Origin of the sequence: Bradyrhizobium mercantei, assembly GCF_001982635.1 — a bacterium.
Classification (GTDB): domain Bacteria; phylum Pseudomonadota; class Alphaproteobacteria; order Rhizobiales; family Xanthobacteraceae; genus Bradyrhizobium; species Bradyrhizobium mercantei.
Window position 1 is genome coordinate 291112 of sequence record NZ_MKFI01000007.1, and the last position, 13907, is coordinate 305018.

Here is a 13907-nt window from a genome sequence, read left to right on the forward strand (position 1 = left end):
GTCATTCCCCGCTGCGCAATTGCGCATCGGGGAATGACGATTACCCCGGAAACCGCGCCGCCGTCGCCTCCAGCGGCAGGGCCAACGCGTTGGCGAGGTAGGAGACCGTGCGGTAGAAGCCGCACAACAGGATGATCTCCAGCACCTGATCGTCATCATAATGCGCCGACAACGCGGCGTATTCCGGCTCGCTCAGCGTCGCGCGGGCATGCAGCGCGTCGACCGCCGCGATCATCGCCTGTTCGGCCGGCGACCAGCAATCGGCATCGGCCGCACCGTGCACGGTGGCGTGGACCTGCCGCTCGGATAGCCCAGCGGCAGCGCCGAACGCCGCGACATGCACGCCCCATTCATATTCGCAGGCGTTGAGCGCGCAGGTGCGGTCGATCACGATCTCGCGCGCCCGCAACGGCAGCGGCCCGCGATCCAGCAAGCCCCCGCCGCGGAATTTCTCCCAGGCGCGCGGATGGGCCGCCATCGTGCGGAACAGCACAAGTGGCGGCTTGCCGCGCATGATGCGGTCGAAATGCTGTTGAACGTCCGCCGCATAAGGCGGATCGAGCGGCGCGATGCGTGACATGGGCTGATCTCGTTGCTACATTTAATGTAGCGATACGCTACAATATCTGTAGCATGACGCAAGAGAGATTCGAGAGGGAGCAGCGACATGCCGAAGCAGGTTCCGGCGACGAGACCCGGCGTCCGCGGCTCGCGGTCCGGCCGCCCGATCATGGCGCTGCTCGATCTGCTGGGGCGGCGCTGGACGCTTCGCATCGTCTGGGAGCTGCGCGAGGGGGCGCTGACCTCGCGCGCGCTCCGCACCGCCTGCGACGAAGCCTCACCGACCATCCTGCAGACGCGATTGACCGAGCTGCGCGAGGCCGGCTTCATCGAGCTGACGGAGGATGGTTATGGCCTCACCGCGCTCGGACGGGAGCTGTTCCAGACCTTCACGCCGCTCAATCGTTTCGCGGAGCGGTGGAGCAAGCGTTGATCCTCCCTCTCTCACCGTTCTTTAGGGGAGGGTTGGGGTGAAGACGCCAGAAAACCTCGGACGATTCATATCGTGAGAACGAGTATGATTGAAAAGCAGCAACAAACTCGCTGTCGTTCCTGCGAACGCAGGGACGACAAGAGATGAGCGCTAGACCGCGGCCACCGTCAGGCTGGCGCCGTCGGCTCGGACCACCTTCACCCGGCTGCCGGCCGGCGCATCGGGGCCGGCGACGCGCCAGACCGTGTCGTCGATCCGCACCGTGCCGGAGCCGTCGACGATCGGCTTCTCCAGCGTGAATTCGCGGCCGACCAGGGCTTCGTTGCGGCGGTTGAGGAACGGATTGGATTTGCTTGCGGCGGTCGCGCCCCTGGCGAAATGCCGCCAGGCCGGCACCGCCAGCGCGGCGAACACCGCGAACATCAAAAGCTGCATCTGCCAGGACGGCGTGAAGACGAACGACAGCAGGCCGACCAAGAGCGCCGCGAGCCCGAGCCAGAACAGGAACACCCCGGGCGCCGCAAGCTCCAGCGCCATCAGGATGACGCCGAAGATCAGCCAGTTCCAGGTACCCAATGTCGAAAACATCTCGGCCATGACGACCTCTCAACAGTCAAAAGCCCCTCTCCCCTTGTGGGAGAGGGATTGGGGTTGAGGGTTAGCAGTCCCTCCGCGGAGAGAGACCCCTCACCCGGATCGCTGACGCGATCCGACCTCTCCCACATGGGGAGAGGTGCAGGGAGTGTGCGGCACCGATCATCGTCGATCTCTACCGCTGCGACGGCACCGGCGGTGGCGGCGTCGGGCCGGCCGGCGGCACCGAGCCGCCACGCCGCGCCGCAGCCGTGGCGGACGCCGCGCTCTCGCCAAAGGTGGCGCGAGCGATCTCGCCGATGCCGGCGAGCGAGCCCAGCACGCTCGAGGTTTCGATCGGCAGCATCAGGACCTTCTGGTTCGGTGACTCCGCGAGCTGGCCGAACGCCTTGATGTATTTGTCGGCGATGAAGTAGTTCAGCGCGGCGACGTCGCCCTTGGCGATCGACTCCGACACCATCTGGGTCGCCTTGGCCTCGGCCTCGGCGAGCCGCTCGCGCGCCTCGGCGTCGCGGAAGGCGGCCTCGCGGCGGCCCTCGGCCTGCAGGATCTGGCCCTGCTTGGCGCCCTCGGCGCGCAGGATTTCCGATTGCCGCTGGCCCTCGGCCTGCAAAATGTCGGCGCGCTTGACGCGCTCGGCCTTCATCTGCCGGCCCATCGCCTCGACGAGGTCGGCCGGCGGCACGATGTCCTTGATCTCGATGCGGTTGACCTTGACGCCCCAGGGCGACACCGCGGCGTCGACCACGCGCAGCAGCCGCTCGTTGATTTCGTCGCGATGCGACAGCACCTGGTCCAGATCCATCGAGCCCATCACCGAGCGGATGTTGGTCATGGTCAGCACGGTGATCGCCTGGTTCAGGTTGGCGACCTCGTAGCTCGCTTTGGCCGCATCGAACACCTGGTAGAACGCGACGCCGTCCACCGTGACGGTGGCGTTGTCCTTGGTGATCACCTCCTGCTCGGGGATGTTGATCACCTGCTCCATCATGTTGATCTTGCGTCCGATGCGATCGAAATACGGCACGATCAGATTGAGGCCGGGCGACAGCGTGCGGGTGTATTTGCCGAACCGCTCGATGGTCCAGTCATAACCCTGCGGGACGGTCTTGATCCCGGCGAACAGCGTAACGATGACGAGAAGAACGAGCGCGATCGCGAAAACGTCGAAACCAGTCATAAAGTCCTCCAGTGCCGGCGAGACCGTCGCCAGGCGCGGTCGTGCATTGGTCGGCAGGACCGCTGCGCCGGTTCAGCCGGCTGTCGGTCTCCCTAGCACATCGGAAGCTGCTGTGAGACTACCAGATGGAGATGAATAGCAGTCTCCGGTGTCACTGATCGTTAACAATCAGCTTCAGCCTCGTTAGATCAGGCCCCGTCAGAGCCAGCTTCGCTAGATCCAACCCTGAAGCTCGCGCAGCACGAGCTGGCGGATCACGTCCATGCCGCCGTCGCTGTCGTTGAGGCAGGGGATCGCCGCGAACTGCTCGCCGCCATTGTGCCGGAAGATCTCGGCATTCTCCTGCGCGATCTCCTCCAGCGTCTCCAGGCAATCGGCGGAGAAGCCGGGCGTGACCACGGCCATTCGCCGCACGCCGTCCTTGGCCAGCTTCTCGACCGTCTTGTCGGTATAGGGCTGCAGCCACTCGGCATTGCCGAAGCGGGACTGGAAGGTGAGGATCAGCCGCGAAGGATCGAGCCCGAGCCGCTTGCGCAGCGCGTTGGTCGTGGCGATGCACTGCGCCTGATAGGGATCGCCTTTGTCGACATACTCCTTCGGCATGCCGTGGAACGAGGCGAGGATGACCTCGGGCTGGAACGGCAATGTCGCGAGATGCGTATTGATCGAGACCGCGAGCGCCTCGATGTAATCGGGGTCGTCGTAATAAGGCGGCGTCACCCGCAGGATCGGCTGCGCGCGCATGGCGGCCAGCACGCGAAACGCCTCGTCGCAGACGGTCGCCGAGGTCGCGGCGGAATATTGCGGATAGAGCGGCACCACCAAGAGCCGGCCGCAGCCCTGCGCCGCCAGCGCCTCGATGCGCTCCTTGATCGACGGGTTGCCGTAGCGCATCGCCCAGTCGACCACGACGTGGTCGTGATCGGCGATCGCCTCCGCGAGCTTGTCGGCCTGCGACCGCGTGATGGTCTTCAGCGGCGACTCGTTCTTCTCGGTGTTCCAGATCTTCAGATAGTCGCGCGCCTTGCGGGCCGGGCGGACGCGCAGAATGATGCCGTTGAGGATCAGCTTCCAGACCAGGCCCTGATCCTCGATCACCCGCGGATCGGATAGAAACTCCTTGAGATAGACCCGCACGCCGGCGGCATCGGCCGTATCCGGCGTGCCGAGATTGACCAGCAGCACGCCGACGCGTTCCGGCTTCGGCGCCGCGGCAGGCTTCGCGCTCTCGAAGGGGATCACCGTGCTCATGCTGGCCTTGCGCTTGAAATCCTTCGCTTGGGGGCTTTGGGCTTCGCGCGTTGCTCCAACCTTGTCAAGCCGAGTGCGGGTTGGCTACGTTCCCGGCCGGAATATGGGAGGAACCATGACGATCGCCGAATGGTGCGTCTTCGGGACGCTGATGCTCTCGCTCCTGACGATCGTGTCGGTGAAGTGGACGAGCTTCCGCAGCTTTGACAATGCCGCGCCGCGCGATCCCGGCTTCTACGACGACCCGATCCGCTCGCGGGCACTCGGCGCCCACCAGAACGGCATCGAGGCCTTCCCGTTCTTCGCCTTCGCCGTGCTGCTCGCCGAATACCGCGTCGGCCCGCTGCGGCTGATCGACGAGCTCGCCGTGCTGTTCCTGATCGTGCGGATCGCCTACGTCTTCACCTATATCGGCAACCGCCCGACCCTTCGCTCGATCCTCTGGAGCATCGGTTTCGCGATCAACATCGCGATCTTCTTCCTGCCGGCGATCAGGGGATATCTGACGAGCTGAGCCCCAACCCCAACTCAACTCTCTCCCCGCCTCCGTTCTTACGTGAGGTGAGTACGCCGGTCAGGCTCCCTCTCCCCTTGCGGGAAAGGGTGGGGAGAGGGGTGGCCCCGGGTGAGATGTACGAGGGCGAGCAAAGCTCCATCAGCCAACATCTCGCTCGCCGCCTGGCAAGCGCTCGCACCGAACAAGCAGCGGAGCAAGCGGCACCCCTCTCCCTAACCCTCTCCCGCAGGGGGAGAGGGAACCCTCGCAGCGATGCGTCCCTCACTCAGGCGACCTCTCCCGCAAGCGGGGGGAGGTGACCTTACAAACACGTCGCCCGCTCGGCCGCGACATAGCCGAACAGCAGTCCGAGCCCGAACAGCAGCACGAGGCCCGCGGCGGCGAATTCGAGGCCGCGCATGATGACCATGCCGCCGCCGTCGCGGGCTGCGCTCAGCCGCTCGGCGACACCGCGCGCCGACACCGCAACCAGCGCGATCGCCGCCACCGTGATCGCGGTGCCGAGCCCCATCACGAAGGTCGCGGCGATGCCGGCCCAGAACAGGCCCTGCGCCAGCGCGAACACCAGGACCAGGATCGCACCCGAGCACGGCCGGATCCCGACCGTGAGGATTGCACCGAGCCCCCGCCGCCAGCCGCCGGGACCGGCAAGCTCGGCCGGCGTCGGGCCGTGCGAATGGCCGCAATGCTCGTCATGGACGTGGTCCGCGTCATGACCGTGATCGTGGCCGTGATGATGATCGTGGTCATCATGAGCGTGACGATGATGGTGATCATGTCCATGGTCGTGGTGAGCGTGGTCGTGATGGTCGTGATCGTGCCGATGCGCGCCGGCCATCGCCAACGCCGGACGCGGCACCTGCAACGCGCGAAAGAAGCCGCCGCCCTTGACCCAGACCAGCCGGGCGCCGAACGCCGCGATCAGGGCGTAGCTGGCGATCTCGATCGCCTTCTCCGCCCCGCACATCGTCTTCGCCGTCGCGTTGAGCAGCCAGGCGCAGACCCCGACGATCGCGACCGCGACCAGCGACTGCATCAGCGCCGAGGCGAACGAGAGCACGATGCCACGCCGCGCGGTCTCGCGATTGGCGACCATGTAGGACGAGATCACCGCCTTGCCGTGGCCGGGGCCGGCGGCATGGAAGATCCCGTAGGCGAACGAAATCGCAAGCAGCGTCCAGACTGCCGAGCCGTCGGATTTCGCGGCGCGGATCGCCTGCGAGATCTCGCGATAAAACTCCGACTGCTTGGCCAAGAGCCAGCCGACGATGCCGCCCTGCGGCTCGGCCGCGCGCGGCGCGCCGAACGGATTCTGCGCCAGCAGCGCATGAACTGCGCCATCCAGCAGCATGAATGCCGCAAGCACGGCGATGCCGCGCATCACGCGGGAGGCGATCGGCGTCATGGGCAATCCACCGTGATCTTGTTGGCGAACATCATGCCGAAATTGGCGTTGCCGCCGTCGAGGAAGTTCTGCTCGCCGAGCTTTTGCGCGGCGGCGGAGCCGTCGTTCGGCCGTTCAAACTGCATCTTGCAGTCGGAAGCGGCGCCGACCAGCTTGACCGGCTCCTTCTCGGCGAACTGGAAGTCGATGAAATAGGTCGGGTCGAACACTTCGAGCGCAAGCTGCTTGGCCTTGAACGGCGTCTTCACCGGCAGCGTGAAGTGCAGCGTCAGCGCCGAGTCCTTGTATTCGAGGAAATAGTCGACCGGCTCGGTGAACTTCTGCTTCTTGCCGTCGCCCTTGGCGAAGGTGAAGTAGGCGTATTCCTTCAGCGACTCGACATTGGTCTGCGCCAGCGGCGCCAACTCCTCGCGGCTGTAGGCACCCTTCACCTTGGTCTCGAGCCCCTGCAGCGCATAGGTCGAGAACATGTCGTCGAAGGTCCAGGCGTGGCGGACCCCGGTGATGGTGCCGTCGGGCGCGTAGATCACTTCGCTCCGGGCGACGATCCAGACATGCGGATGGGCCCAGGCCTCCGCCGTGCCGAGCACGACGGACACCACGAGCACAAGCCAGGCGATCGGCCGGCTGAGGGACGGCCGCACCTTCAGGCCGCCTCTGGCGTCTCGAGCAGGCCGCGCCGGCGCAGCAGCGCATCCGGCTCGGGCTCGCGGCCGCGGAAGGCGACATAGGCCTCCTCCGGATCGCGCGAGCCGCCCGACGAATAGATGTCGTCATGCAGCCGCTTGGCGGTGGCGGGATCGAAGATGTCGCCGGCCTCCTCGAACGCCCCGAACGCGTCGGCGTCCATCACCTCCGACCACATGTAGCTGTAATAGCCGGAGGCATAATGGTCGCCGGAGAAGATGTGGCCGAACTGGGTCGGCCGGTGCCGCAGCGAGATCTCGGCGGGCATGCCGATCTTCTCCAGCTCCTTCTGCTCGAAGGCGCGGACGTCCCAGCTCGCCGCCGCCGGCTGGGTGTGGAATTCGAGGTCGACCAGCGCCGAGGAGACGAACTCCACGGTGGCAAAGCCCTGGTTGAACTTGCGCGCGGCGAGGAAGCGCTTGAGCAGGTCGTCCGGCAGCGCCTCTCCGGTCTGGTAGTGGCGGGCGAAGCGCTGCAGCACCTCGGGCCGCTCCTGCCAGTGCTCGTAGAGCTGCGAGGGTAGCTCGACGAAGTCGGTGAAAACAGACGTGCCCGACAGTGACGGATAGGTCACATTGGAGAGCATGCCGTGCAGGCCGTGACCGAACTCGTGGAACAGGGTCCGCGCGTCGTCGGGCGACAGCAGCGACGGCGCGCCGTCGGCGCCCTTGGCGAAGTTACAGACATTGATGACCAGCGGCGCGACGTCGCCGTCGAGCTTCTGCTGGTCACGCAGCGAGGTCATCCAGGCGCCGGAGCGCTTCGAGGACCGCGCGAAGTAGTCGCCGTAGAACAGCGCCTTGTGCTGGCCGTCGCGGCCCTTGACCTCCCAGACCCGCACATCCGGGTGCCAGACCGGCACGTCCTTGCGCTCCTCGAAGGTGACGCCGAACAGGCGGGTGGCACAGTCGAAGGCGGAATCGATCATGTGATCGAGCACCAGATAGGGCTTGATCGCGGAATCGTCGAAATTGGCTTTGGCCTGACGCAGCTTCTCGGCGTAGTAGCGCCAGTCCCAGGACGCCAAGGTGAAATTGCCGCCTTCCTCGGTGATCAGCGCCTGCAATGCGTCGCGGTCGGCGAGCGCCCGCGCCCGCGCCGGCTTCCAGACCCGCTCCAGCAGGCCGCGCACCGCCTCCGGCGTCTTGGCCATGGAATCCTCGAGGCGATAGGCGGCGTAGGTCGAAAAGCCCAGGATCTTCGCGGTCTCCTCGCGCAGCCTGAGGATCTCGACGATGGTCGCGTTGTTGTCGTTGGCGTTGCCATTGTCGCCGCGGGCGGTGAAGGCCTTGTAGACCTTCTCGCGCAGGTCGCGCCGCTGCGAGCTCTGCAGGAACGGCTCGACCGAGGAGCGCGACAGCGTCACGATCGCCTTGCCCGGCATGCCGCGCTCTTCCGCCGCAGCCTTAGCCGCCGCCACAAATGTGTCGGAGAGGCCGGCGCGGTCGCCCTCGCCGAGCTCCATGGACCACTCCTGCTCGTCGCCGAGCAGATGGTGGCTGAACGAGGTGCCGAGATGGGCGAGGCGCTCGTTGATCTCCGCCATGCGGGCCTTGGCGGCATCGTCGAGCCCGGCCCCGGAGCGGTGGAAGCGGGTGTAGGTGCGCTCCAAGAGCCGCATCTGCTCGCCGGTGAGGCCGAGCGAGGCGCGCTTCTCGTGCAGCATGGCGATGCGGCCAAACAGCACAGCGTTCATCATGATCGGATTCCAGTGCCGCGCCATTCGGGGCGACACTTCCTTGTCGATCTCCAGGATCGCAGGGTTGGAATGGGCCGAGACCAGGTCGTAGAACACGGCCGAGATCTTCGACAGCAGCTTGCCGGAGCGCTCCAGCGCCGTGATGGTGTTGTCGAAGTCGGGCAGCGCCGGATCATGGGTGATCGCAGCCACTTCCGCCGAATGGTCGGCGAAGGCCTGCTCAAAGGCGGGGAGGAAATGCTCCGGCTTGATCTCGGCGAAGGGCGGCGTCTCGAGCGGCGTCTGCCATGCCTTCAGGAGGGGGTTGGCGAGAGCTTCTGCGCTGGTTTCTGACATCGAATATCCCGTTTTTCGCCTTGAAAATGCGGCCCAATCTATATCACGCGATACGGCATTTTTGGGCCTTTTGCGCTTGATAGATGGGCACTTTTCGGAGAGATTGCGCCCCCTGAACAGGACCTATTTCATGACCATGCAGCCCTCTTCCTCAGGTAACCGCACCATCGCCTGGCCGAGCGTCATCACCGTGATCTCGGCGGCGATCCTGATCGGCGCGGAAGTGTTCGGCGCAGCGTTCGCCGGCGGCTGGGCGCTCGCGATCCTGCTCGGGCTCAACGACACCGGCGCGCACATCCTGCAGGCGGTGCTGTTCGGCGTCGGCGTCCTGATCATGATCGCCTTCATCCGCGGCGCGCAGCGCGTCGAGCCGTTCACGCGCCGCGCGTGAGTTCAAGCGATTCAAGAAAGCGCTGCGGCGCAGGGCTAAAACGCGCACGCTTCGTTAGTCATTCTTAACAGCCGTTCATTTTCAACGCGTGCTGCGCGCGAGATCGCAAGCACGCGTTAGGGAAATTTGTCGCGATCTCAAAAAAATTCTTGCACCGCGAAGTCAAAAGACTTATTTCCTGCCTTGCCCAATTTCGCACGTGCCTGTGGTCGTGTGTCAGTCGGTAGGTATCCGGACAAGAGGCCGGACAGCCGCCAAGGGGTGGAAGAACCGAGGGTCGCTTACGTCCGAGAGGACACGAGGCGGCCAGCATCTCTCTCCAGGGATGCCGCGTTGAAGGTCTCGCCACTCTTTGCAACCGTGACTGGCAGCCGGAGGCGAACCGGCGCACCCCGCTCTCCACGGGGGACGCGACTTAAAGCAACGACGGATCGGGCTTTTTTGGTCTCTACCGGCGGTCCAACGCCGGCGCGGGCTACTGAAAAGGCTTGTCCTTCATTGCCAGGTGAGCGGGCGGGAAACTCTCCCAACCAATCCACGGCAGCACAGTCTGGTTTGAGTCTCGTGGCTTCATTGCGCCTCCATCGCGCGATGTGGCCGGAGCGCTCTCACCCGACGTCACGTTGATGCGGACCCCGTCGCTGGGGCCGTTGGAGAGTGCCATGACTGAACGTATCCAGGAATTCCTGCGCAACCGCCGCCAGGATGGTCTCGACAACGAGCCGTGCCTCGTCGTCGACCTCGAAGTCGTGCGCGACAATTACCAGACGTTTGCCAAGGCGCTGCCGGACAGCCGCGTGTTCTACGCTGTCAAGGCCAACCCGGCGCCCGAAGTGCTGTCGCTGCTGGCTTCGCTCGGCTCGTGCTTCGACACCGCGACCGTCGCGGAGATCGAGATGGCGCTGGCCGCCGGTGCGACGCCGGACCGCATCTCCTATGGCAACACGATCAAGAAGGAGCGCGACATCGCGCGTGCCTTCGCGCTCGGCATTCGCCTGTTCGCAGTCGACTGCGCCGCCGAGGTCGAGAAGGTCGCCCGCGCTGCTCCCGGCGCCAAGGTGTTCTGCCGCATCCTGTATGATTGCGCCGGCGCCGAGTGGCCGCTGTCGCGCAAGTTCGGCTGCGATCCCGAGATGGCGGTCGAGGTGCTCGACCTCGCCAAGCGTCTTGGGCTGGAGCCGTGCGGCATCTCGTTCCATGTCGGCTCGCAGCAGCGCAAGGTGAAGGCGTGGGACCGTGCGCTCGCGATGGCGTCGACCGTGTTCCGTGACTGCGCCGAGCGCGGCATCAACCTCACCATGGTCAACATGGGCGGCGGCTTCCCGACCAAGTATCTCAAGGACGTTCCGCCGGTGCTGCAATATGGCCGGTCGATCTTCCGCGCGCTGCGCAAGCATTTCGGCAACCAGATCCCGGAGACGATCATCGAGCCGGGCCGCGGCATGGTCGGCAATGCGGGAATCATCGAGACCGAAGTCGTTCTGATCTCGAAGAAGAGCGACGAGGACGAGGTGCGCTGGGTCTATCTCGACATTGGCAAGTTCGGCGGTCTCGCCGAGACGATGGACGAGTCGATCCGCTACGCCATCCGCACCCCGCATGACGGGGCGGACATGACGCCGTGCGTGCTCGCGGGCCCGACCTGCGATAGCGCCGACGTGCTGTACGAGAAGCTGCCGTATCCGCTCCCGGTGACGCTCGAGATCGGCGACAAGCTGCTGATCGAAGGCACCGGCGCCTATACGTCGACCTACTCGTCGGTGGCGTTCAACGGCATTCCGCCGCTGCGGACCTACCACATCTAAGCCGCCTCCTGATCGAGGCCTGACTAAACCGGGAGCCGGCCCCGCCGGCTCCTTCCCGATCATTTTTGATTTTTCTGAACGACGCTTGCCGCGGCGTACGCCATGCCGTTGCAAGCGGGGACTGACGTGCCATGACTGCAAAACGGAACACCCCCGTTGCCCTCATCCGACAAGCCGCCCCGTTCGCGATCCGTGCGGAGCGTGCCTCGGACGTCGTCGCGCGCGAAGCGCTGCTGGATGCCTGCTTTGGCGAGAACCGCCATACGCGCACCTGCCAGCGCCTGCGCGACGGACGCGCGCCCGCGCAAGGCCTGAGCCTTGCGGCCGTGCGCCAGGACGGCCGGTTGGTTGGAACCGTGCGGCTGTGGCACGTCAGCGCGGGGGGCCGCAGCGCGCTGATGCTGGGGCCGCTGGCAGTCGATGACGGCTGCCGCGGCCTCAGCGTCGGCGCCGCGCTGATGCGGCGTGCGCTGGCGGTCGCCAAGGGGCGTGGCCATGGCGCGGTGATCCTGCTCGGCGATGCGCCCTACTACGCCCGTTTCGGCTTCACCGCCGCCAAGACCGGCGAGCTGTCGCTGCCGGGCGCCTTCGAGCGCGAGCGGCTGCTCGGCCTCGAGCTGGTCGAGGGCGCGCTGGACGGCGCCTGGGGCATGATCACGCCGACCGGCGCGGCGCTGCCCGAGGCCAAGGAATCCCAGAAGGCACCCCGGATCCGGAAGGCACCGCTCGCCGTGCCGCACGCGGCGTAAGGCGGGCGCCATGGCAGAGAACCTTCCCGCAATCGATGGCGCGCGCCCGCGTTGGCGCGGCCTCGTCACCACGGTGATGCTGGTCCTGATCTCGGTGATGATCGTCCGGGACATCCTGATCCGGCGCTGGACCGCCACGCCGCCGTCGCCGCCGGACACCACGCAGCAGTCCCACTAAAGCGCGATGAGATTGGGTTGAATCGTCATCGCGCTTAAGCTCCTTGTTTGAGCATGATCTTTTCGGGAAACCGCTTCACACTTTTCCGGATCATGCTCTAGCGCCGGCCGCGAGGCCAAAATCGCAGGTCCAATCCAAGGGGTTGCGCGGGCGGCAAAAATGCCCGTAAACCCCGCGCAACGCCATTTTCAGTCGAGGTCCAGCATGTCCCGCCGCCTGATTTCCACCGGCTCGCCGTTCGAGAAGACCGCCGGCTACAGCCGCGCCGTGATCGACGGCGACTTCGCCTTCGTCGCGGGAACCACCGGCTACGACTACACGACCATGACCATGCCTGATGATGTCACGAGCCAGTCACGGAACTGCTTCAAGACCATCGAGGCCGCCCTCAACGAGGGCGGCTTCACGATGGCCGACATCGTCCGCGCGACCTACTACCTCACTGACATCGGTGACGCGGATGCCCATTTCGCGGTCTGCGGCGAGGTTCTCGGCGACATTCGCCCGGCTGCAACGCTGCTGATCGTCGCGGGACTCTACAAGCCCGAGATGAAGGTCGAAATCGAAGTTACCGCAAAGCGACGCAACCCCTGATCCACTCTATCCGCCGCTCGGCGCTCTCCTGGAGAAAATGATGAGCCCCTCCTCGCAGATCTACGCGAAAATCACCGGCCCCATTGTCATGATCGGCTTCGGCTCGATCGGCAAAGGCACCTTGCCGATGATCGAGCGGCATCTCGATTACGACAAGTCGCGCATCACCGTGATCGATCCCAAGGACGAGGGCCGCAAGGCGCATTGCGAGAAGCAGAACGTCAAGTTCATCCAGAAGGCCGTGACCAAGGATAATTATCGCGAGCTGCTGACCCCGCTGCTCACCGAAGGCGGCGGCCAGGGCTTCTGCGTCAATCTCTCGGTCGATACCGGCTCCACCGACATCATGGAGCTCTGCAACGAGGTCGGCGCGCTCTATATCGACACGGTCAACGAGCCCTGGCTCGGCTTCTATTTCGATGCCTCGAAGGGCCCGGAAGCGCGCTCCAACTACGCGCTGCGCGAAGTGACGCTGGCCGCCAAGAAGGCGCGCCCTGCGGGCTCGACGACGGCCGTCTCCTGCTGCGGCGCCAATCCCGGCATGGTCTCGTTCTTCGTCAAGCAGGCGCTGCTCAACGTCGCCGCCGATCTGAAGCTCAATGCGCCCCGGCCGAAGACCAAGGCCGAGTGGGCGGACCTGATGCGGCAGGCCGGCATCAAGGGCATCCACATCGCCGAACGCGACACCCAGCGCGCCAAGTCGCCGAAGGAGCCCGACGTCTTCGTCAACACCTGGTCGGTGGAGGGCTTCCTGTCGGAAGGCGTGCAGCCGTCCGAACTCGGCTGGGGCACCCATGAGAAATGGATGCCCGAGAATGCGCACACCCACGAAGCCGGCTGCGGCGCGGCGATCTATCTGATGCAGCCCGGCGCCAACACGCGGGTGCGGACCTGGTGCCCGACCCGCGGCGCGCAGTACGGCTTCCTCGTCACCCACAACGAGTCGATCTCGATCTCCGATTACTTCACGGTGCGCGACGCATCGGGCAAGGCGATCTACCGGCCGACCTGCCACTATGCCTATCACCCGTGCGACGACGCCGTGCTGTCGCTGCATGAGATGTTCGGCCGCGCGGCGAAGATGCAGGAAAAGCATCACATCCTCGACGAGAACGAGATCGTCGACGGCATCGACGAGCTCGGCGTGCTGCTGTTCGGCCATGACAACAATGCCTACTGGTACGGCTCGCAGCTCTCGATCGAAGAGACCCGCGAACTCGCGCCCTACCAGAACGCCACCGGCCTGCAGGTGACCTCCGCCGTGCTCGGCGGCATGGTGTGGGCGCTGGAGAACCCGAACGAAGGCATTGTCGAAGCCGACGAGATGGATTTCGACCGTCTGCTGGAGATCCAGCTGCCGTATCTCGGCCCGGTGAAGGGTTTCTACACCGACTGGACCCCGCTGACGGATCGTCCGGGATTGTTCCCGGAAGACATCGACACCAGCGATCCCTGGCAGTTCAAGAACATCCTGGTGCGCTGACAAGCGCACCTTTCGCCTCCCACGATTGCCTTTCGGCTTATGGC

At 65.3% G+C, this 13907-nt stretch carries 15 protein-coding genes; 8 read left to right on the forward strand and 7 right to left on the reverse strand.

The window, feature by feature from the left end; translation table 11 throughout:
• Nucleotides 1–40 precede the first annotated feature (40 nt).
• Nucleotides 41–580, reverse strand: a complete 540-nt coding sequence (locus BI327_RS31155) for a carboxymuconolactone decarboxylase family protein (RefSeq protein ID WP_076865085.1) — start codon at nucleotides 578–580, stop codon at nucleotides 41–43.
• Nucleotides 581–667: 87 nt separating this feature from the next.
• On the opposite strand from BI327_RS31155, the gene BI327_RS31160 reads away from it, so the two are divergent.
• Nucleotides 668–994, forward strand: a complete 327-nt coding sequence (locus BI327_RS31160) for a winged helix-turn-helix transcriptional regulator (protein WP_076865086.1) — start codon at nucleotides 668–670, stop codon at nucleotides 992–994.
• Nucleotides 995–1144: 150 nt separating this feature from the next.
• Here BI327_RS31160 and BI327_RS31165 read toward each other — a convergent pair whose 3' ends face one another.
• The 3 genes from BI327_RS31165 to hemH all read right to left on the reverse strand — a co-directional run bounded on the left by BI327_RS31165 (nucleotide 1145) and on the right by hemH (nucleotide 4019).
• Nucleotides 1145–1591, reverse strand: coding sequence for an NfeD family protein (locus BI327_RS31165; RefSeq protein WP_076865087.1), 447 nt, complete (start codon nucleotides 1589–1591; stop codon nucleotides 1145–1147).
• A gap of 172 nt (nucleotides 1592–1763) precedes the next feature.
• Nucleotides 1764–2768 (reverse strand): SPFH domain-containing protein, encoded by a 1005-nt coding sequence (locus tag BI327_RS31170; RefSeq protein ID WP_076865088.1) that lies wholly within the window; start codon nucleotides 2766–2768, stop codon nucleotides 1764–1766.
• 213 nt (nucleotides 2769–2981) lie between these two features.
• Nucleotides 2982–4019 (reverse strand): ferrochelatase, encoded by a 1038-nt coding sequence (gene hemH / locus BI327_RS31175; protein ID WP_076865089.1) that lies wholly within the window; start codon nucleotides 4017–4019, stop codon nucleotides 2982–2984.
• A gap of 115 nt (nucleotides 4020–4134) precedes the next feature.
• On the opposite strand from hemH, the gene BI327_RS31180 reads away from it, so the two are divergent.
• Nucleotides 4135–4533: an MAPEG family protein gene (locus tag BI327_RS31180; RefSeq protein ID WP_076865090.1), complete on the forward strand. Its 399-nt coding sequence runs from the start codon at nucleotides 4135–4137 to the stop codon at nucleotides 4531–4533.
• A gap of 304 nt (nucleotides 4534–4837) precedes the next feature.
• On the opposite strand, the gene BI327_RS31185 is transcribed toward BI327_RS31180, so the two are convergent.
• From BI327_RS31185 to BI327_RS31195, 3 genes are read right to left on the reverse strand one after another with little or no spacing between them, the layout of a single operon-like run.
• Nucleotides 4838–5947, reverse strand: coding sequence for a nickel/cobalt transporter (locus tag BI327_RS31185; protein WP_076865091.1), 1110 nt, complete (start codon nucleotides 5945–5947; stop codon nucleotides 4838–4840).
• Nucleotides 5938–6561 carry a DUF1007 family protein gene (locus tag BI327_RS31190; protein ID WP_076865488.1) on the reverse strand — a complete coding sequence of 208 codons (624 nt, stop codon included), beginning with the start codon at nucleotides 6559–6561 and terminating at the stop codon, nucleotides 5938–5940. The genes BI327_RS31185 and BI327_RS31190 overlap by 10 nt, the downstream gene beginning before the upstream one ends.
• A 26-nt stretch (nucleotides 6562–6587) precedes the next feature.
• Nucleotides 6588–8663, reverse strand: coding sequence for a M3 family metallopeptidase (locus BI327_RS31195; protein ID WP_076865092.1), 2076 nt, complete (start codon nucleotides 8661–8663; stop codon nucleotides 6588–6590).
• 130 nt (nucleotides 8664–8793) lie between these two features.
• Between BI327_RS31195 and BI327_RS31200 the strand changes: the two genes are divergently transcribed.
• The 6 genes from BI327_RS31200 (at nucleotide 8794) to BI327_RS31220 (ending at nucleotide 13863) form a co-directional block, all read left to right on the forward strand.
• Nucleotides 8794–9054, forward strand: coding sequence for a hypothetical protein (locus BI327_RS31200; RefSeq protein WP_394329898.1), 261 nt, complete (start codon nucleotides 8794–8796; stop codon nucleotides 9052–9054).
• 662 nt (nucleotides 9055–9716) lie between these two features.
• Nucleotides 9717–10859, forward strand: a complete 1143-nt coding sequence (locus tag BI327_RS31205) for a type III PLP-dependent enzyme (protein WP_076865093.1) — start codon at nucleotides 9717–9719, stop codon at nucleotides 10857–10859.
• A 131-nt stretch (nucleotides 10860–10990) separates the two neighbouring features.
• Nucleotides 10991–11608: a GNAT family N-acetyltransferase gene (locus BI327_RS31210; protein ID WP_076865094.1), complete on the forward strand. Its 618-nt coding sequence runs from the start codon at nucleotides 10991–10993 to the stop codon at nucleotides 11606–11608.
• Between the two features lie 10 nt (nucleotides 11609–11618).
• Nucleotides 11619–11786 (forward strand): hypothetical protein, encoded by a 168-nt coding sequence (locus BI327_RS42820; protein ID WP_167386921.1) that lies wholly within the window; start codon nucleotides 11619–11621, stop codon nucleotides 11784–11786.
• A gap of 204 nt (nucleotides 11787–11990) precedes the next feature.
• On the forward strand, nucleotides 11991–12380 hold the full coding sequence (locus BI327_RS31215; RefSeq protein WP_076865095.1) for a RidA family protein: 390 nt from the start codon (nucleotides 11991–11993) through the stop codon (nucleotides 12378–12380).
• A gap of 40 nt (nucleotides 12381–12420) precedes the next feature.
• The gene (locus BI327_RS31220; RefSeq protein WP_089025648.1) at nucleotides 12421–13863 is read left to right on the forward strand and encodes a homospermidine synthase; all 1443 of its coding nucleotides are present in this window, start codon (nucleotides 12421–12423) and stop codon (nucleotides 13861–13863) included.
• The last annotated feature ends 44 nt before the right edge of the window (nucleotides 13864–13907 follow it).